At 35.9% G+C, this 20,593-nt stretch carries 11 protein-coding genes; 4 read left to right on the forward strand and 7 right to left on the reverse strand.

Annotated elements, in window-relative coordinates:
- Positions 1–67: 67 nt before the first annotated feature.
- From V7M80_RS05605 to V7M80_RS05635, 7 genes are all read right to left on the reverse strand, one after another.
- Positions 68–1,717 (reverse strand): alpha-amylase family glycosyl hydrolase, encoded by a 1,650-nt coding sequence (locus tag V7M80_RS05605; protein WP_333694641.1) that lies wholly within the window; start codon positions 1,715–1,717, stop codon positions 68–70.
- Entirely contained in the window at positions 1,717–4,113 is a 2,397-nt protein-coding gene (locus V7M80_RS05610; protein WP_333694642.1) for a TIM-barrel domain-containing protein, read from the reverse strand. Before V7M80_RS05610 ends, V7M80_RS05605 begins: the two co-directional genes overlap by 1 nt.
- 3 nt (positions 4,114–4,116) lie before the next feature.
- Positions 4,117–5,979, reverse strand: coding sequence for a glycoside hydrolase family 13 protein (locus V7M80_RS05615; protein ID WP_333694643.1), 1,863 nt, complete (start codon positions 5,977–5,979; stop codon positions 4,117–4,119).
- A gap of 77 nt (positions 5,980–6,056) precedes the next feature.
- Complete coding sequence (locus V7M80_RS05620) at positions 6,057–8,360, reverse strand: glycoside hydrolase family 65 protein (RefSeq protein WP_333694644.1); 2,304 nt, start codon at positions 8,358–8,360, stop codon at positions 6,057–6,059.
- 60 nt (positions 8,361–8,420) lie between these two features.
- Positions 8,421–9,077 carry a beta-phosphoglucomutase gene (gene pgmB / locus V7M80_RS05625; protein ID WP_333694645.1) on the reverse strand — a complete coding sequence of 219 codons (657 nt, stop codon included), beginning with the start codon at positions 9,075–9,077 and terminating at the stop codon, positions 8,421–8,423.
- Positions 9,077–10,423, reverse strand: coding sequence for an MFS transporter (locus V7M80_RS05630; protein WP_333694646.1), 1,347 nt, complete (start codon positions 10,421–10,423; stop codon positions 9,077–9,079). The genes pgmB and V7M80_RS05630 overlap by 1 nt, the downstream gene beginning before the upstream one ends.
- Positions 10,424–10,622: 199 nt before the next feature.
- The gene (locus V7M80_RS05635) at positions 10,623–11,648 is read right to left on the reverse strand and encodes a LacI family DNA-binding transcriptional regulator (protein WP_333694647.1); all 1,026 of its coding nucleotides are present in this window, start codon (positions 11,646–11,648) and stop codon (positions 10,623–10,625) included.
- A gap of 227 nt (positions 11,649–11,875) precedes the next feature.
- Here V7M80_RS05635 and V7M80_RS05640 point away from each other — a divergent pair, with 227 nt between their 5' ends.
- The 4 genes from V7M80_RS05640 (at position 11,876) to V7M80_RS05655 (ending at position 20,446) form a co-directional block, all read left to right on the forward strand.
- Positions 11,876–14,803, forward strand: coding sequence for a SusC/RagA family TonB-linked outer membrane protein (locus tag V7M80_RS05640; RefSeq protein WP_333694648.1), 2,928 nt, complete (start codon positions 11,876–11,878; stop codon positions 14,801–14,803).
- Between the two features lie 20 nt (positions 14,804–14,823).
- Positions 14,824–16,416, forward strand: a complete 1,593-nt coding sequence (locus V7M80_RS05645; RefSeq protein WP_333694649.1) for a RagB/SusD family nutrient uptake outer membrane protein — start codon at positions 14,824–14,826, stop codon at positions 16,414–16,416.
- 28 nt (positions 16,417–16,444) lie between these two features.
- The gene (locus tag V7M80_RS05650; RefSeq protein WP_333694650.1) at positions 16,445–17,488 is read left to right on the forward strand and encodes a SusE domain-containing protein; all 1,044 of its coding nucleotides are present in this window, start codon (positions 16,445–16,447) and stop codon (positions 17,486–17,488) included.
- A 66-nt stretch (positions 17,489–17,554) separates the two neighbouring features.
- A complete protein-coding gene (locus V7M80_RS05655; RefSeq protein ID WP_333694651.1) occupies positions 17,555–20,446 on the forward strand; it encodes an alpha-amylase family glycosyl hydrolase in 2,892 nt (963 codons plus the stop codon).
- Positions 20,447–20,593 lie beyond the last annotated feature (147 nt).

Here is a 20,593-nt window from a genome sequence, read left to right on the forward strand (position 1 = left end):
ACAAAAAAATCGTTTATAAACGTTATATGTTCATAAACGATTTTGATATGTAAAATAGTATTTATAATTACTTTCTCTCCAACAAAACAATCCCCATTTGACTATCAATCACCACTTTTCCATCTTTTACAGTAGTTGAAATTCCTGAAAAAGCATCGTGAACTACCGTTCCGTCTTCAAAAATTCCTGCCACATTGATTTCTTTTTTTCCGAATGGTAATTCCAAACCAATGACTACTTTATCCGTAAAATCACCTTTGGTGAAGGTTCTGCTGAAAGTATAAAACGGAGCTTTTGAAATTTCTTTGTGTATTCCTGCACCAACCGCCGGATGGTTTTTTCGAAACTGTCCAATTTTTTGAAAATGCGTCAATACATTTTTCGTGTTTCCATTGGTTTTGAGGTCTTCCCAATTCATAAATGAACGCAAAGTAGCATCGCCTTGTGCTCCTTCAATTTCCAGAGAACGAGCGGTTTCATCACCATAATACACTTGAGAAATTCCGGGAGTTAGTAATAATTTCGTACCGGCATCAAAGGCTTTTTCTCTTTTTTTGTCAAAGGGCCAGCCGTCATCATGCGAAGTAACATAGTTCATTACGCTCAACCCTTTTAAATCAGCACTTAAAATTGTAGAATAATTACTAAATAGTTCTTCATATGACTTATTCGCATCACCTTTAAAATCAAAATTGATGAGAGAGCTAAACCCGTTTTCAAAGTAGTTTACTTTTTTGTCGCCAAAATTATAAAGTTGCTTTCCGCTTATTCCATAACCATATACTTCACCAACCATAAAAAATTCATTATCATCCAACACTTTATCTGGATTATTTTGTTTGTAATCAGCAAAAGCGTTTTTACACACTTTGGCAAAATCAGCCCAAACATCTTCGGTAGTGTGTTTCACGGTATCTACACGATACCCGTCAATTCCGAAATCGGTAATGTAATCAGCCAACCATTTCATGATGTAATATTTCGGTGCTCTTGGATAACCGGTGCGTTTGAAAAATTCATCCAATTCGGCTACTTCTTGTTCGTAACGACCTTCTTTTTTCCATTTTTCAACCAAAGCGGGTGGCAATTCCACATTTTCATTGCTTTCGGTTTTAATGTCCGGAAGGTTTTCTACTAGCGTACAATCGATAAAGTTACGATACGTATCATACGAACATTTCGGTCCGGTTCGTACCCAACTTTCCGGCCAAACGGGGTCTAATTCAGTAACCGGTCCGGTGTGGTTAATTACGGCATCCAACACAATTCGGATACCTTTAGCGTGAGCTTTTTCAACCAATTCTTTCAAATCCTCTTTTGTACCATAACTCGGGTCGATGTTCGTCCAATCTTTGGTCCAATAGCCATGAAAACCATACGAATTTCCGGTTCCTTCATCCACCGAACCATGAATTTGTTCCACAACCGGTGTCATCCAAATGGCATTTATACCTAAATCAGTAAAATAACCTTCGTCAATTTTTTGGGTAATCCCTTTGATGTCGCCACCCATGAAATTGCGAAGTACTCCGGTTTCTTTATTTCTCGGAATGATTTTATCGTTATCCGGATTGCCATTGTTGAATCGATCAATTAATAAAAAATACAAATTGGCTCCTTCCCAAACAAATGGAGTTTGGGTTTGAACCACTTCTTTTTTGGGTGAACATCCTAGAAACATAGAAGTTAGGATTAGGGTGAACAATATTTTTTTCATTATAATTTAATTTTTATAGTTGTTTTGTTACTGCTATGGGTATAATCAAATAATAAGATATTATACTCTTTATTGTAAATAAATTTTATTTTTTTATTATTTATTTTTACAGATTTTGGTTTATTTTTAATATGATAAACTAAACAGGAACCAGATTTAGAACTTGATTTTGATGAATTATTTTCTAACGAAATTATAAGTTCATTATTGGAAATTTCCGTTTCACATGTAAGTAATTCAGGATTATTTTCATTTGAATTATTTCCTTCATCAAAATAGAATTGACGTTCGCTTGATGTTACTTTTTCATCAAAATATAGTAGAAAATTCAAGTTGGAGTTGTCATAATTTTGAGTGGTTTGAACTGTTTTTGTCCATGGAATCAAAACACCATTTCGCACAAATGTTGGGATGTGAGAGGTAACAACATTTATTTTTTCAGTTGAACCGCCACTATATTTTTTTGTGGAATAAATATCTGTCCAATTCCCATTTTTAGGAAAATATACTTCTTTTGATTGCTGATTTGCTTCCATAATCGGATAAACCAGATAATCTTTCCCCCATAAATAACCATCTGATTTGGTTAGTAAAGTTTCATTATCCGGTTCTTCAAAAAACAAAGGTCGCATTAATGGAATACCGGTTTGCGAATTTTCATAGGCCAAACTATAATTGTAGGGAAGCATTGAGTAACGCAATTCAATCGCTTTTTTGGCTAAATTTTTCGCCCAATCACTTCTAAAAATCGGTTCAGAAGCCACATCCGATTGAGCATGCGGACGAAAAATCGGATTGAAAACACCGTATTGCAACCAACGTACATACAATTCGTCATCCAGATTCGCTCCTGCAAATCCGCCTAAATCGGAATGCATATAAGCCAAACCTTGCATACCCATTTGCAATGAAATTTCCACTTGACCGGAAAGTCCGCCCCACGTTCTGTTCACATCGCCACTCCACGGAATCATACCATACCGTTGCGAACCCGAATAGCCGGAACGCATCAAAATAAAAGGTCTTTGGTTTGGAAAGTTACTTTGATAGCCTTCAAAAACCAATTTAGCCCAATTATGACCGTAAATATTGTGCACTTCATCAGCACTTCCGCCAAAGGTTTGAGCAGCGGCCGGAAATACTTCGGGTTCGCCCAAATCGCCCCAAACTCCGCCAACTCCTTTATTGGCTAATTCTTGATAAATGTTCCAAAACCATTTTTTACCATCCGCTTTAAAAATATCGATAATACCGGTATTTCCAAAATAAAAATCATACGTAAAAGGATTTCCTTTAGAGTCGGTCGCCAAGATTTTTTTATCCACCGCTTCTTGCCATTTTTTGGAAGTGGTCAAAATAAACGGTTCCATAATTGGAATGGTTTTGATGCCCATTTTATTGAAATCATCCACCATTTTTTCAAACGTAGGAAAGCTATCACGATACACTTCCAGATTACCCATGGTGCCCTGAACTTCCTTCCCAAACCAATACAAATCTAAAATAATGGCATCAACGGGAATATTTTCCTCTTTGAATTTTTGAATGGTCCTACGGGCTTCGGCTTCAGAATGATAACCGAAACGAGATGAGAAATTACCCAACGCCCAACGGGGTGGTAACGGTTGTCTACCCGTTAACTCAGTATAATTGGCTATTAAATTTTCCCATGAATTGCCCACAATCACTTGATAGGTTTTTCTGCCGGAAATGGTTTCGTATTCCAAAACATTTTCTTTTTTACTATCCAAATCCAAATAGCCTACCGGAGCATTATCAAAATGAACCATATATTTTTGGGATGAAATCACAATTGGAAGGGTGAAATTCATCAGTTCAGAACGGGTTTCGTAACCGTAATCGGCACGGTTGTATAGTGCTAAACGGTTGCCACGACGATTCATTCCTAATACTCTTGCACCGCCACCATACAGTTTTTCTGTAGCATTGATATTGAATTGAATCACTTCGGTAGAATCGTAAACGATGTTACCTTTTACCCGTTCCAAGGGTTCGTGTTTGCGTTTGAAGTAACCTAATTTTTCGGATAATAGAATTTTGTTTTGGTGTGAATATGTAATTTGAAATGGCGATTTGATGATTTTTATACTCAATTCATCGGTTTTCATTTCAATAAAATTGGCATTTTCCTGAATTTGAAAGGGATGATTTTTAGTTTTTAGAACAACGGCATGCGATTGCGAATTGAATTTTTCACCTTTGGGAACAAATGAAGTTTCGGCAATTTTAGCATTGTAAAATTGTATGAAATAGGTACCATCGGTGGTGTTTAATTCCAGTTCGTAACCATTCCACGAATGAGAAAAATATTGTCTTTTGGTGTTTTGAGCAAAACCAATTGTCGTAAAGAATATAAGTAAAAAGAGTTTTTTCATTCGTTAATTCATTTTTGTAGTAAAAATAAAAGCTCCTTTTTGGTTTAAATTTAATTCATTATCCCATATAAATTCTTCACCGGTAAGGATGTTTTTGAATTTTTTACCATTCAAATTCAGTTCTTTATAAATTGATAAATCTACTTTTGCTGAATCCTTTTTGTTTAAAATAAAAACGACAATCTCATCATTCAGCATCCTAAATAAAGTGTAAATTCCGTTATTTGGAGCAAAATGCATGGTTTTTCCGTCGTGAATGGCTTTACTGTTTTTACGGTAATTTAAAATTTTGGATAAAAAAGTTTGCATATCTTTTTGCTCTGCTGAAAGTCCATCGCCAGTAAAAGCATTTATTTTATCGCCTTTCCATCCGCCGGGAAAATCGGTTCGAATTAAGCCGTGATCACCGGGTTTGGCGGTGTTTTGCATTAATATTTCTGTTCCATAATAGAATTGCGGAATTCTAGGTAAAACTAAATAAGTAGCCAAAGCCATTTTGGTATTTTCTACATTTTCTTCCAATTGAGTAAAAATGCGATCCATGTCGTGATTGTCCGGAAAAATCATAATGTCTTTGGGAGACGCATAATGAAAATCGTTGGCTAAACCATCGTAAAGTTTTGCTAATCCTTTGTCCCAACTTTCTGTTTCTTTGATGGCTTGCGGAATAAGTGTTTGCATGGCGAAATCCATCGTAGAACGCAAATTGGATTGGTAGCCATCTTTATTATTGGCTCCTTGTTGCCAATAGCCAATCAGTAGCGGATTCGAACTCCATTCTTCGCCCACAATATTAAAATTCGGAAATTCATTCATGATTGCTCCTGCCCAATTGCTCATAAAAGTTTTATCCGGATAAGGATAGGTATCTTGACGAATTCCTCCTAAATGAAGTGTTTCAATCCACCAAATGCTATTTTGAATGATATATTTGGCTAAGTAAGGATTGCGTTGATTTAAATCGGGCATGGAAGAAACAAACCACCCGTCGGCCATTTCTTTTTTGTCTTTTTCGGAAGCGTATAAATCTTGGTTGCTCGTTCTGCGGTGATTGGAAGTAACGTATTTTTTTTCTTTTTCAAACAGTTCTTGGTAATTCACCCAATCGGAAAAGGGTAAATCTTTCATCCACCAATGTTCGCTACCGCAATGATTAGCCACTTGATCCATAATGAGTTTCATACCATTTTGATGAAGCTTTTCAGATAGATTTTTATAATCCGCTAAAGTTCCAAAACGTGGGTCAACTTGATAAAAATCGGTCATAGCATAGCCATGATACGAACCACTTTTCATGTCATTAGTCAAAACCGGAGTAGGCCAAATAGCGGTAAATCCTAAGTTTTTAATGTAATCAATATGGTTGATAATGCCTTGAATATCGCCACCGTGACGTTTGTAATCGTGGGTTCGGTCTAAAGTGGTTTCATTCATGGTTTTCACCACATCGTTGGCTTCATTTCCGTTGGCAAAACGATCCGGAGTGATGAGGTAAATGGCATCGGAACTATTGAAACCAATAAAATCTTTTGAAGGTTTAGATTTAGGTTTAAGTTCGTACGATTGTGTAATTTTTTTTCCTTTATCCGATTCGAAAATGATATTGAATTTCCCAGGTTTTGTAGATGCGTCGATTTTTAAATCGATAAACAAATAGTTCGGACTTTTGGCTTTGTGAACTTGAGTAATTGAAACCCCTTCGTAAGTTATTTTTGGTGTTGCATTTCCAATATTAGGATGCTGCACAAGCAATTGCAGATTTTGGTTTTTAAATCCGGTCCACCAGTTGGGTGGTTCAATGCGATTGACTTGAGCATTTAGAAAAGAAAAAGCGAGACAAAACAGAAGGAATGAAATTTTTTTCATGATTGATTGTTTTAATCTCGCAAAGTCGCAAAGACGCTAAGCAAACCTTTGCGACTTAGCGTCTTTGCGAGAAATTATTATACGGTAACCAAACTATCCGGTTCCACCAAAACCTCTTTTCCGTTGACAAAAACAGTAATTGGTTTTTCGCCTTCCAACGAAAATTTAGTTTCATTGGCGTGAACAGAAACTTTCAAGATTTGATTTCTGAAATTAATTTTAAACGAATAGCCTTTCCATTGAGCCGGTATTTTCGGTTCAAAGTGTAGGGTGTCATTTTTTACACGCATACCACCAAAACCTTCTACAATACTCATCCATGTTCCGGCCATCGAAGTAATGTGTAAACCTTCGTGTACTTCTTTGTTGTAATCATCTAAATCCAATCGAGAAGTACGTAAATAGAACGTATACGCTTGTTCCATTCTACCTAAAACTGCAGCTTGAATCGAGTGAACACAAGGTGAAAGCGAACTTTCGTGAACCGTAAATGGCTCATAAAAGTCAAAATGTTTCTCCAATTGTTCTTTGCTGAAATGATCTTCAAAAAAGTAGAATCCTTGTAACGTATCGGCTTGTTTGATGTAAGGGGAACGCAAAATTCGATCCCACGACCATTTTTGATTAATGGGTCGCTGACTTTTATCTAAGTCATGTACTTTCACTAATTCTTTATCCAAAAATCCATCCTGTTGCAAATACACACCATGTTCTTCCGAATAAGGGAAATACATATTGTCTGCTACTTCTTTCCAATGGTTGATTTCCGCGGTAGAAAGTTTTACCTTATTTAAAATTCGAGTGTAATCTGACGAATATTCTTTTTCAATTTTCTGAATTTGTTCTATAGTATAGTCAATACACCATTTTGCGATATAATTGGTATACCAATTGTTATTCACGTTATTTTCATACTCATTTGGTCCCGTAACCCCTAAAATCACATACTGATTGCGGTAAGTAGAGTAGGTGGCTCTTTGGTGCCAAAAACGTGCAATTCCGATTAACACTTCTAACCCTTTTTCGGGAATGTAGCTATAATCTCCGGTAAAACGGTAATAGTTAAAAATAGCAAAAGCAATGGCTCCGTTACGGTGAATTTCTTCAAACGTAATTTCCCATTCGTTATGGCATTCTTCACCGTTCATGGTTACCATTGGATACAAAGCTGCACCGTTTTTGAAGCCTAGTTTTCCCGCATTTTCTATCGCTTTATCCAATTGATTGTAACGATAGGTCAATAAATTTCGGGCAACTTGCTGGTCTTTGGTTGCCATGTAAAACGGAATACAATAAGCCTCGGTATCCCAATAGGTTGAACCGCCGTATTTTTCTCCGGTAAATCCTTTCGGACCAATATTCAAACGAGAATCTTTTCCTAAATAGGTTTGGTTTAATTGGAAAATATTGAAACGAATCCCTTGTTGAGCTTTCACATCGCCATCTATGGTAATATCGCTCATTTCCCAAATTTTTGCCCAAGCTTGAACTTGATTGGCTAGTAATTGGTCATAACCAATAGAAACGGCTTTTGAAACTACATTTTTAGCCGCTTCTTCTGTATTTTCATGGTTCATCGAAACGGTGTAACCACCTATTTTTTGAATGGTAGCCGATTGATTTCGGGAAACGGTAACTTCATACAAAAATTCAATTTTATCATGTGAAGCGACAACATTCGATGGAGAAACATTTACATTTTTTCCATCCATCAAAATCGTATTGTGCATGAATGTGGTTGCCGTAAAATGGGTTTTGAAAGTTCTTGCTGTTACAAAAGCTTCGTTTGCACTATTTTTTACGTGTAATGGTTCCCAGAATTTTTCTTCCCAGTTGGCATCTTCGTTGTGAACACCTGCATCAAGATAAGGTTTGAAAACAATCTTGGCATTCTGATTCAAAGGGGTAACTTGATAATTGATGACACCTACTTCATCCAAATCCAATGAAAGAAAACGACGCACTTGCACTTCAATTTCAGTTCCGTTTTGAAGCTTTGCGATAAATGAACGATGGTACCAACCTTCTTTCATATTCAATTCTCTGCGGAAATTTTTCACTGCTGCACAATTGGCCAAATCCAAATTTTCACCGTTGATTTCGATGTTAATGCCAATCCAATTAGGGGCATTCAATACTTTGGCAAAATATTCGGGATAACCGTTTTTCCACCAACCCACTTTGGTTTTATCGGGATAATAAATTCCGGCAATATAACTTCCTTGGAAGGTTTTTCCGGAATACTTTTCTTCAAAATTCGCACGTTGTCCCATCGCACCGTTTCCAATGCTGAACAAACTTTCGGAAGACTTAACCAGGTCTTGCTCAAATCCTTCTTCAATAATCGACCAGTTATCTGGTATGATATAATCTTGGTTCATTAATTTTAGTTTAAAGTTTCAAGTTTCAAGTTTTTAAAAATCAAAAACATTAAAATTTTACTATTTATTTATTAGATTTTGTATAAAATTCAAATCAATGTGCGTAAAATCAGGGAATACGAATTGAGCTTCATGCAAAATAGATACTTCTCCAATTCCTACACTCGTCATTCCGGCGATGTTTGCAGCCTGAATTCCGGCAACAGAATCTTCAAAAACGATACATTTTTCGTTTGAAAAATTTACTTTTTTGGCTCCTTGAATAAAAACTTCCGGGTCAGGTTTGGCATTTGACACATCGTTTCCATCCACAATGGCATCAAAATAATCAATGATTTTGGCTTTTTCTAAAATAGGTTTTGCGTTTTTACTGGCAGAACCTAAAACGATTTTTTGGTTGTTTTCTTTCAGATAGATGAGAACCGGTAAAACGCCAGGCAAGATTTCACTTTCGTCCATATCTACTAAATAGGAAAGATAGTCTTCGTTTTTTTGAACGAGCCATTTGTTTTTGTCTTCTTGCGAAGCTTCTATATTTCCTAAGGCTAAAATGAGGTCGAGTGATCGAACCCGACTTACTCCTTTGAGTTCTTCATTGTGTTCGGGCGTAAATTCGATACCCAATTGGTGAGCAATTTTTTGCCAGGCTAAGAAATGATACTTAGCCGTGTCAACTATTACACCATCGAGGTCGAATATGAAACATTTTTGAGTCATTAGCTTTGTACTACATCATCCACATCTTGTACTTTGTAAACTAATATGGCAGCAATTAAAAAACTGACACCGCTAGTTACTAAAGCAAAAATAGCATGATCATTATATAAATATTTAACAAGTAATCCTCCAATGAGGGCATTAATAATTTGTGGAATTACGATAAAGAAATTGAAAATCCCCATGTAAACTCCCATTTTTTTTGGGTGAATAGAACCTGCTAAAATAGCATAAGGCATAGCCAAAATACTTGCCCAAGCTACTCCAACACACACCATTGAAAAGATTAAGGATTCTTTATTAGGCATGAAGTACATGGAAATCAAACCAATTCCTCCAATGATTAATGAAATAGCATGCGTTTTTTTTCTACCGACTTGTTTAGCAATGTAAGGAAGCGTAAAAGCAAATATCATGGATACAAAATTGTACACACCAAATAAAGTCCCTACCCAGTTTCCGGCTTCATCAAATAATGGGTTTTTAACATCATCTGAAGCTAATCCATAAATGTGTTGGGCAATTGCAGGTGTAGTAAATACCCACATTCCGAAAAGGCCAAACCAAGAAAAGAATTGTACCATGCTTAATTGTCGCATAGTAGTGGGCATTTTAGCAAAATCTTCAAAAATATCCAATAATCGAGCTGGTTTTTCGTCACCTAAAGCTTCTTTGTGAGCCTTCTCATCGGAGAATTTTTCCAGTTCTTCAGGTGAATACTCATGAGTGGTAATAACCGTAACTAAAATGGTAATAATTAAAATGATGGCACCAATTACAAAAGACCAAATTAAGTAATTTGGAATACCGGATTCGGTTTCGCCTGTCATCCCTAACCATTCCAAGAAAGAAGGTAAAACAGAACCAACTACAGCACCCATGCCGATTAGAGCCGTTTGAATACTGAAACCAAGTGTACGTTGATCGGTTCTTAAATTATCACCAACCAAGGCTCTGAAAGGTTCCATTGCGATGTTGAAAGACACGTCCATGATCATCAACATTCCGGCTCCCACCCATAAAGCGGGAAGAAAAGCAATAAACATTTCTGATTGAGGCATAAGTATCAATCCAACGGATGCAAGAACAGCACCTAGTAAAAAGAAAGGCTTTCTTCGTCCGAATTTACTCCAAGTATTGTCGCTGTAATGACCAATGATGGGTTGAACAATTAAACCCGTTAGCGGGGCAATAATCCAAAACCAAGACAACTCATGAACATCAGCTCCAAATTTTTGTAAAATTCTACTGGCATTGGCATTTTGTAGGGCAAAACCCATTTGTATTCCCAAGAAACCGAAACTCATGTTCCAAATTTCCCAGAAACTTAATTTACGCTTTTCCATTATCGTAATTAGTTAAATATTAATACGATAAGCGATTTATGGCTTATCAAAACTTAGGTTCGAAGTAAAATACAAGCTCTGATAATTAAGTACAAATATAGTTTTTTTTTTAAGTGAAACTATTTTTTTAAAAAATTTATGAAAGTTGGATTTGGAATTTAAATTTTTTAAAACCCTGTAAATCAAATTTATATGACAACTACAACGTTGGCGTAGATTCTCGTTCTACCAAATGCGTTTCAATAACTTCAGTTCTGTAATGTTCATCATCTTCGTCTTCTCTTTCTAATCGTTCAATTAGCATTTTGGCGGCTTTACCTCCCATTTTTATTCCGTTTTGACTTACTGTTGTAATACTTGGAGAGGAATATTTTGAAATGATTCCGTCGGTAAATCCAATTACCGCAATATCTTCTGGAACTTTCAGTCCTTTTTTTAATGACGATTTGATAGCGGTAACAGCAAAAAGTTCATTCACAGCAAAAATAGCTTCAATTTCCTGATGGGTAATCAAATTTTCTATGGCTTCATCACAGTGATCTATGTCTTCAATTTTGAGAATCAGGTTTTCGTCTATTTTAATATCGCTGTTTTGCAATGCTTTAATGTATCCTTCTGTGCGAAGTTTGCCAACACTCACATAGTCAACAGTGGTAATCAAAGCGATTTTTTTATATCCTTTATTTACCAATGTTTTTACGGCCTGATAAGCGGCTTGACTATCGTCTATAATAACTTTGTCACATAAAATATCGTTGGTAACACGGTCGAACATAACTACCGGCATTCCTTGGTTGATAACTTCAGTTATATGATGAAAGTCCTTTTTTTGTTGCGTTTCTTTAGATAGAGACATAATAAATCCATCGATACTTCCGTTGGCCAACATTTCCATATTGATAACCTCTTTGTCAAACGATTCGTCAGAAAGGCAAACGATAACGTTGTAGCCATGTTCATTGGCAACATTTTCAACTCCGCTAATTACAGTAGCAAAAAAATGATGTACAATTTCAGGAATTATAATGCCAATGGTTTTTGTTTTTTTGTTTTTTAAACTTAAGGCAATATTGTTGGGTTTGTAATTATAAAGTTTGGCAAAAGCTTGAACTTTTTGACGTGTATCTTCGCTTATTTCCGGACTGTCTTTGAGGGATTTTGAAACGGTTGAGATAGAAACATCCAATTCTTTTGCAATTTGTTTTAAAGTTACTTTTCTCTTCATAATTTATTTTCTGGAATAAAAATTTGTGAATAAAGGTAATTGATATTTTTCAGAATCGGAATTTTTCACCTAAAATATCTGATTATTCTAAAAGTTTTCAACACGAAAACGTTTTCGCATCCTATTTAACATGTGTTCTTTCTAAATATTGAAAAATTTGCTTAAATTTAACATTCGAAGTATAAAATACAAGCTCAAAACACAATTTTTTAACTTAAACAAACTCTATGAAAACAATTTCTAAAAAGTTGTTCATTACGTTGCTTCTCTTGCCTCTTACAATGTTGGCACAGAGCACTTTGAAAGGGACTGTCACGGATAAAGCATCCGGCCAACCGCTTCCGGGAGTAAACGTAATTGTCAAAGGTACTACTAATGGTGCCACAACTGATTTTGATGGTAATTTTACGCTGTCAAAATTAAAAAGCGGAGATGTTATTGAATTCTCTTTTCTAGGATTCAAAACCGTTTCTGTAACTTACACTTCACAATCTGCCTTGTCTGTTTCTTTGGAAGAAGATTCAACTTTGTTGGATGAAGTAACCTTAGTTTCTGTGGGATATGGTACGGTAAAAAGAAAAGACGCTACCGGATCTGTTACAACAGTTTCTACCAAAGATTTTAATAAAGGAGCCAACGTAACGGCAGAGAATTTATTAAATGGTAAAGTTGCCGGTGTTACAATTAATACCAGTGGTGCTCCGGGTTCAGGTTCTGAAATTAGAATTAGAGGAGGGTCTTCATTGTATGGTTCAAATGATCCTCTTATTGTAATAGACGGATTGCCATTAGATAATAGAACCGGTGAGGGATCAACCTCTGTTTTAGCTTCTTTAAATCCGAATGATATTGAAAGCTTTACCGTATTAAAAGATGCTTCTGCAACTGCAATTTACGGTTCTCGTGCTTCTAATGGTGTTATTATCATTACTACCAAAAGAGCTGGAAAATCACTACAGGTAGAGTACAATTTTCAATACGGTACCGGTCGTAAATTCAATAAGGTAGATGTTTTTTCTGCTAATGAATTTAGAGCCTTGATAAATGAAGTAGGTACCCAACCTATGATTGATCGTCTTGGAACTGCTAATACAGATTGGCAAGAAGAAATCTATAGACGTACTGATTTTGTTGATAATAACTTGTCTTTAAAGGGGAATTTATTTAATAGAATTCCAACGCGTTTGTCTGTGGGTAACACCTATCAAGAAGGTTTGCGTTTAACTAATGCTTTTACCAGAAATTCAGTGGCTTTGAATATGTCTCCTGAGTTTTTTGAAGGTCACTTGAAAGTCAGATTATCAGCCAATTATACAAATCAAAGAAATAGATTTGCAGCAGGTGTAGAAGGTGCAGCTATCCGATTCGATCCTACGCAACCCGTTTATGATGCCTCGTCACCTTATGATGGTTTTTTTGAGTACAGAAACGGTCCAAATACTTCTAATTTCTTGGCACCCGCAACTCGAAATCCTGTAGCTCAATTGCTTCAAACCAATGATAGAGGTATTAACAACAGATTTTTTGGTAACCTAGAAGTAGATTACAAGTTTCATTTCTTACCAGAATTAAGAGCTGTGGTTAATGTAGGTTTTGATCAAGAAGATGGAGAAAGAAGAATATTAGTAGGTAGAAATGCTTTAACCGGATTTATCAACGGAACTACACTTTATGGAGTAGATTCGTATTCTGAAAATACTAGAAAAAATAAGCTTTTTGATTCCTATTTTGTATATAATAAATCGTTTAACAATTTAGATTTTGAAGCAACTGCCGGTTATTCGTACCAAAAATTTGAATTCCAAGGTAATTTTACCAGAAACAGAAATAATGTTGATGATGTACCGGGGGCCTTTGCTGATCCTGATGTGGTTTTAATTGGTTTCTTTGGTAGAACCAATTTCAACTTCAAAGATAAATATCTTTTAACTCTAACTTATCGTCGTGACGGTACTTCTAGATTTGGAAAAGAAAACCGTTGGGGTAATTTCCCGGCAGTAGCATTTGCATGGAAATTGAAAGAAGATTTCTTTAAAAACACAGCCAAGTTATCTGATTTGAAATTGCGTTTAGGTTGGGGTATTACCGGTCAACAAGCAATTCCTCAAGGTTTGTTTTATTTACCTCAATACAATATAGGAGATCCCAATTCACAATATGTTATTGGAGGCGTAAGTTATCCTGTAGGAGTACCTGCAGCAAATGGCCCAGTTAAATGGGAAGAGACTTACACCTACAACGCGGGTCTTGATTATGGATTTTTTGAGAATAGATTAAGTGGATCATTGGATTTCTTCTATAAAAAATCGTACGACTTATTCCAAATTGCTGCTTTTGCAGATGGAGGTAACTTCTCAAACCAAGGGCCACAAAATATTGGAGATATGAGTACAAAAGGGGTTGAGTTCTCTGTTGGTTATGATGTAATTCGTAAAGAGAACTTTAATTGGAATGTAAATTTAAATGCTACAAAATTTGAAAGAAGAATCGATAAAGTAGCTTTGGGAACTCCTTTGTTTACTGGATTTACAGGAGCTGGAACTGGAGGTACTTCTCAAATTTTCCAAGAAGGATTTACTCCAAATTCATTCTTTGTGTATAAACAATTGTACGATCAAAGTGGAGCACCTATTGAAGGAGCTTTTGCCGACTTGAATGGAGATGGTATTATAAGTGGAGAAGACAGATACATTTACAAAAATCCAGATCCGGATTTATTGTTAGGTTTTTCAACTACTCTAAATTACAAGAATTTTGATTTAGGATTTAACTTAAGAGCTAGTTTTGGTAACCGTATTTTAAATACTATTAATTCTACCAGATCCTATTCAAGTACTTTGTTAGAGGGTCAATCTTTAGAAAATATTTCTACAAATTATTTGAATACCGGTTTCATCCAACAAAATGGAGAAAACGTTTTGTCAGATATGTTTATTGAAAACGGTTCATTCTTACGAATGGATTATGCGACAATGGGTTATACTTTTCCTAATTGGTTAGGTGGTAAAGCTTCTTTAAGATTGTTTACAACTGTTCAGAATCCTTTTATTATAACTAAATATAGTGGTTTGGATCCTGAGATCACAGGAGGTATTGATGCTACAATTTATCCTAGACAAAGACAATTCTTGTTTGGAGCAAACGTGAAATTTTAATATAAAAGACTATGAAAAAAATGAATTTTAAATTTGTCGCTCTGCTAGGAATTGCATTTTTTATGCATTCGTGTGTAGATGACTTGGATATTACTCCTGAAGATCCGTTAACACAGACATTACAGGAGTTTTATTCACAGCCCGGAGCTCATAAAAAAGCTTTAGCGGGGGTTTATGGGAACTTGTCCTTAACAGGTACAGGTGGTGCTGGTTCCTCAAACATTGGAGGAATTGATGCGGGGACGAGTCAATACGGTAGGGTATTGTGGTACATGCAAGACTTAGCTACCGATGAAGTAATTTGGAGTTATGAAAATGACCCAGGAACTCGAGAAATTCAAAGAAATATTTGGAATGCTGCCAACCCTATTATCAGAGGAATGTATGGTAGAGCAATGTTTCAAGTTGCCCTTGCTAATGAATATTTAAGAGAGTCTACACCAGCTAAGTTAAGTTCGTATGGAGTTACAAATCCACAAGATGTTGCAGAAATTGCTGTTTACAGACAAGAAGTACGTGCATTGAGAGCCTTGGCTTACTACCACCTGATGGACTTGTTTGGAAAAGCTACGTTTGTAACTGAGACTGATCCTTTGAATACAGCAGGTCCGGAGTACAACAGACAACAACTTTTTGATTTTATTGAATCGGAATTATTAGCTATTATTCCAGATTTGAAAGCTCCAAGAACTAACGAATCCGGTAGACTTGATCAAGCTTTTGCTCGAATGATATTAGCAAAAATGTATTTGAATGCCGAAGTATATATTAATCAAAATAAATACACTCAGTGTGTAGAACAGTGTAATGCAATTATTGCAGGAGGATATACTTTAAATCCAAATTACTTAAACAATTTCAAAGCAGATAATCATTTGTCTCCAGAAATGATTTTTGCGATTCAATCGGATGGAATTTTAACTCAAAATTTTGGTCCTACAACAGTTATGATTAATGGATCTGTTGGTTCAATAGAACAGAATGGAGTATCTCTAGGTGTAGGTGCCGGAGGTTGGGGAGGTGCACTTCGTTTAAGAAAACAGTTTGTACAAAAGTTTGAAGGTGCTCAGTTTACTAATGATGCCAGAAATACAATTATATCTGGTGTAAGAAACATTGAAATTACAGATGTTGCAGATAGAGATTCGGGTTTTATTTTGGCCAAGTTTTCTAATGTTTCATCTACGGGTGTTCCGGGTCCAAATTCAACATTTGTTGATACAGATTTTCCTCTTTTCCGTCTAGCAGATGTGTATTTAATGTATGCAGAGTGTGCGGTTAGAGGAGCTGGAAATGCATCTTTGGGTACAGCTGTAAATTATGTGAATGCATTGAGAGAAAGAGCAAATAATGGTTCTCAAACTGCTAATATCTCACAAAGTGCCTTATCACTTGACTTTATCTTAGATGAAAGAGCCAGAGAATTACATTGGGAAGCACACAGAAGACAAGATTTAATTCGATTTAACCGTTACACGGGTGGAACTTATAATTGGGCTTGGAAAGGAAATGGAAGTAATGGAATTTCTATTCCTGCACACATGCGTTTGTATCCAATTCCTGAAGCTTCTTTAGCTTCGAATCCTAACTTAACACAAAACCCAGGTTATTAATACTTGACTAATTTAAAAATTAACAAAAATGAAAAATACTTTTAAAATATTAATGTTAACCCTAATTTCAATTGGGTTTTGGTCTTGTGAAGACGAACAAGATCTAATGTTTTTAACTCCACCAAGCAGTTTCTCAATTTTAACTCCTGATGGGGGAACAACAATAGCACTAACTCCTGCCTTACAAAATAATCCTGCAATTACAGTTAGTTGGTCAAAAGCGGATTATGGTACTCCAACAGCCGTAAGCTATGACATTGAAGTAGCAAAATCGGGATCAGATTTTGAATCAATTGTAATTGCTGGAAATACAACTGGTACAAACATTACTTGGTCTGTAGCTGAATTGAATGGTGCTGCAGGTGCTGCAGGTTTAACTCCTTTTGTTGAAGAAGGATTAGATATCCGTATCAAAGCTACAACCGGAACTGTTGATAGTCAGCCAGTGTATTCAAATGTAATTACAATTTTAGTAACTTCATATACAACAGAGTTACCTAAGTTAGCTGTACCGGGTAATCATCAAGGTTGGAATCCACCAACTGCACCTCGTATTGCAGCATCAGGATTTGGTGCTACAGATTATGAAGGATACATGTGGTTAGATGGTGGTTATAAATTTGTTGGTCCAAGTGAGTCTGGTGCTTTCAACTGGGGGAATACCGATTGGGGAGATGATGGTTCTTTCTCTGGCGTTCTTGCAGAGTCTGGTGAAACAGATTGTATAGCTTCTCCGGGATATTACAGAGTTCGTGCTAATACAACCACCCTTGTTTATTCTACAGATGCAACAGTTTGGGGAATTGTGGGAGCAGCAACACCTGGTGGATGGGATAATAGTACTGTTCTTACCTACAATCCAAGTACATTAAAATGGGAAGGAACAGTAGCCATGACAGCTGGCGGTTACAAATTTAGAGCAAACAATGCATGGACTATCAACTTAGGAGGTAGTACAGATAGTTTAAACTATGATGGGCCAGATTTGATTTTAGATGCTGCCGGTACTTATTTAGTTAGATTGGATTTAAGTAATCCAAGAGCTTACACTTATGAGTTAATTGCTCAATAGTTTCTTAATATTATTTAAAAAGGGCTGTTTCCTACAGCCCTTTTTTATCATTTTAAATTTTCAGCTATGAAAAAAACGTACCTTTTTACTTTTTTACTTACCTTTTTTACTTCTATTGTTTTTGCCCAAGTTACTATTACACCGGCAACATTCAATGTAAATGATCAAATAACCATTACTGTATCAACAGCTGCTCAAACTTGTAATCAAATGGGAACAGCACCAGCTAAAGTATACATGCATGCTGGTATTGGTGACGATACAAATGCTTTTGGCTTTTCTGTTATTGGAAATTGGGGTCAAGATAATGGAGTAGGGCTAATGACCAACAACGGTAACGGAACTTGGTCAATAACCTTAACACCCAGTACATATTTTGGAATCAATGCCACTCAACAAGCTAATGCTACCAAATTGGGAATGGTTTTTAGAAATGCTAATGGTTCTCAAACCTTAAAGCTACCCCCATCATGTGGTGACTTTATTTTTAATGTTGGTACTTTTCAACTTAATTTAACAGCACCGGCTAATAATAGTGCTACTATAATTAATTCGGGAGGGAGTTTAAATGTATCCGCTAATAATACAGGTGGAAATGCAAGTTATGTATTGAGAGCTAATGGAAATATCATCAACTCTAATGCTTCTACTTCCAGTTATTCATTTACGCATACAAATATTACAGCAAATCAAACTTATGAACTTGCCGTAACGCAAGGTTCTGCAACTATTACCAGAAGATTTAGCGTTATAGTAAATCCGGGAACTTTAAGCCAAGCTATTCCGGCAAATATGGAAGATGGAATTAATTATTTTCCTTCAGATCCAAGCAGAGCTTTATTGAAGTTAAATGCACCGGGAAAAGATTTTGTCTATGTTGCGGGAAGTTTTAATAACTGGCAACCTGATGCATCTTACGCGATGAAAAGAGATCCTTCTACCAATATTTTTTGGTTAGAATTGACTGGGCTAACTCCAAATCAAACCTATACCTATCAATATTGGGTGGTGGATCAAACACCTACGACCAATTCACCAGCCTTAGTTAAAACAGCTGATATGTATTCTACAATGGTGTTATCTCCATTTGACGATCCTTGGATTCCTTCTATTTCATATCCTAATTTGCCGGCATATCCTCAAGGACAAGAGCGTGAAGTTACAGTTTTAAGAACGGGTCAAACACCCTATCCTTGGAGCCCTGCAACAACTAATTTTGTTAAACCTAATAAAGATAATTTAGTTATTTATGAAGTTTTAATTCGAGATTTTGATGCGAATAGAAATTACCAAAGTCTAATAGATAGAATAGATTATTTTAAAAATCTCAAAGTCAATGCCATTCAGTTAATGCCGGTGATGGAATTTGAAGGTAATGAGAGTTGGGGATACAATACATCGTTTCATATGGCTTTGGATAAATTCTATGGTACTCCAGAAAAATTCAAAGAGTTTGTAGATCTGTGTCACCAAAATGGCATTGCTGTTATCTTGGATTTAGCATTAAATCACGCCTTTGGAAGAAATCCAGGTGTGCGTATGTGGATGAATGATCCGGATGGTGATGGATGGGGAGCACCAGCCTCTGACAACCCTTTCTTTAATACGGTTGCCAGACACAGTTATAGTGTTGGTGAAGATTTTAACCATCAATCGGCTTTAACTAGATATTACACCAGAAGAGTAATAAAACATTGGATAGAAGAATACAAGATTGATGGATTTAGATGGGATTTAACCAAAGGGTTTACACAAGAATGTAATGCTAACGATGAGGCTTGTACCAATGGTTATAGAGCAGATCGAGTAGCTGTATTAAAAGAATATGCAGATTATTCATGGTCGCTAGACCCCAATCATTATGTGATTTTTGAACACTTAGGTGGAAATCAGGAAGAGTCTGAATGGGCAAACTACAGATTAAACGAAGGAAAAGGAATCATGTTGTGGGGTGAAATTTGGACTCCTTATAAACAACTTTTAGGTGGGAATTCTATTAATGCCGATCTTTCCGGAATGAATCATACTGCACGTGGTTTCAATGGAAAAAGATTAATTGGTTACCCGGAAAGTCATGATAAAGATCGTATCATGTATGAAGCTTTAACTTTCGGAAATGGTGGAGGTTCAGCTCCTGTAAACGGAAATTTAAATAATGCTTTATTCAGAATGAGAGCAATTGGGGCAGTTAATTTATTAATCCCTGGACCTAAGATGATATGGCATTTTGCTTCTTTAGGTATGAGTGATTCAATTTGGACTTGTTCAAATGGTACTGTTAATTCAGATTATGACACAACTCCGGGAGATTGTAAATTAGATACTAAACCACAACCGCAATGGACTCAAAATTGGCTTTCTGTTCCTAATCGTGTAGCAATTTACAACGATTGGGCTAAGTTTATTGATTTAAAGAAAAATAATCCGGTTTTCAATGGTCAATTTGCCATTAGTCCAGATGGAAACAATATCAGACAACGTATTTATGTTTTTGATAATTCTATTCCATCCAATCAATTGCGAAATGTTGTGATTTTGGCCAATTTCTCTGTAGCGGCTCAAAATATAATCCCCGATTTTCCCTATACCGGTACTTGGTATAATCTGATGGATAATTCTCCTGTTAATGTTACTAGTACAAGTGCAACCATTAACCTTCAACCGGGTGAATACCGCGTTTTTGGGAACAGACCTGCAAGTACATTAAGTAATCCGGATTTAGAAATTACAGAGAATGCCTTTTTAATTCCAAACCCCACACGTAATTATTTTTCTGTTAGTATAGCAACTCAAAAAGTAGAAGTGTTTTCAATAACAGGACAGTTGGTTAAATCATTTCAAAACTCATTCACAAGTGATTCTGTTTTTGATATAAGTGATTTGGACAACGGAGTCTACTTGGTTAAAACCTCAGACGAATACAACAGAGTTCAAACTTTGAAGTTAGTTAAGAATTAAATATAATTTGATTTTTTTAAAACCCAATCCGTAGTGATTGGGTTTTGTTTTTTTGTACCTTTATTCCGTTAAAGACCCGATATGTATGGTACTAAAAAATCTTAAATCAAAAGTTTTTAAATGGGGGAAACGATTTTTTATCGTGAT

It is taken from the genome of Flavobacterium sp., from assembly GCF_036759525.1.
Lineage (GTDB): Bacteria > Bacteroidota > Bacteroidia > Flavobacteriales > Flavobacteriaceae > Flavobacterium.

Excerpts from the sequence above, each read along its gene's own strand:
- V7M80_RS05605 (WP_333694641.1), bottom strand. The coding sequence starts at position 1,717 with ATGAAAAAAATATTGTTCACCCTAATCCTAACTTCTATGTTTCTAGGA.
- V7M80_RS05610 (WP_333694642.1), bottom strand. The coding sequence starts at position 4,113 with ATGAAAAAACTCTTTTTACTTATATTCTTTACGACAATTGGTTTTGCT.
- V7M80_RS05615 (WP_333694643.1), bottom strand. The coding sequence starts at position 5,979 with ATGAAAAAAATTTCATTCCTTCTGTTTTGTCTCGCTTTTTCTTTTCTA.
- V7M80_RS05620 (WP_333694644.1), bottom strand. The coding sequence starts at position 8,360 with ATGAACCAAGATTATATCATACCAGATAACTGGTCGATTATTGAAGAA.
- pgmB (WP_333694645.1), bottom strand. The coding sequence starts at position 9,077 with ATGACTCAAAAATGTTTCATATTCGACCTCGATGGTGTAATAGTTGAC.
- V7M80_RS05630 (WP_333694646.1), bottom strand. The coding sequence starts at position 10,423 with ATGGAAAAGCGTAAATTAAGTTTCTGGGAAATTTGGAACATGAGTTTC.
- V7M80_RS05635 (WP_333694647.1), bottom strand. The coding sequence starts at position 11,648 with ATGAAGAGAAAAGTAACTTTAAAACAAATTGCAAAAGAATTGGATGTT.
- V7M80_RS05640 (WP_333694648.1), top strand. The coding sequence starts at position 11,876 with ATGAAAACAATTTCTAAAAAGTTGTTCATTACGTTGCTTCTCTTGCCT.
- V7M80_RS05645 (WP_333694649.1), top strand. The coding sequence starts at position 14,824 with ATGAATTTTAAATTTGTCGCTCTGCTAGGAATTGCATTTTTTATGCAT.
- V7M80_RS05650 (WP_333694650.1), top strand. The coding sequence starts at position 16,445 with ATGAAAAATACTTTTAAAATATTAATGTTAACCCTAATTTCAATTGGG.
- V7M80_RS05655 (WP_333694651.1), top strand. The coding sequence starts at position 17,555 with ATGAAAAAAACGTACCTTTTTACTTTTTTACTTACCTTTTTTACTTCT.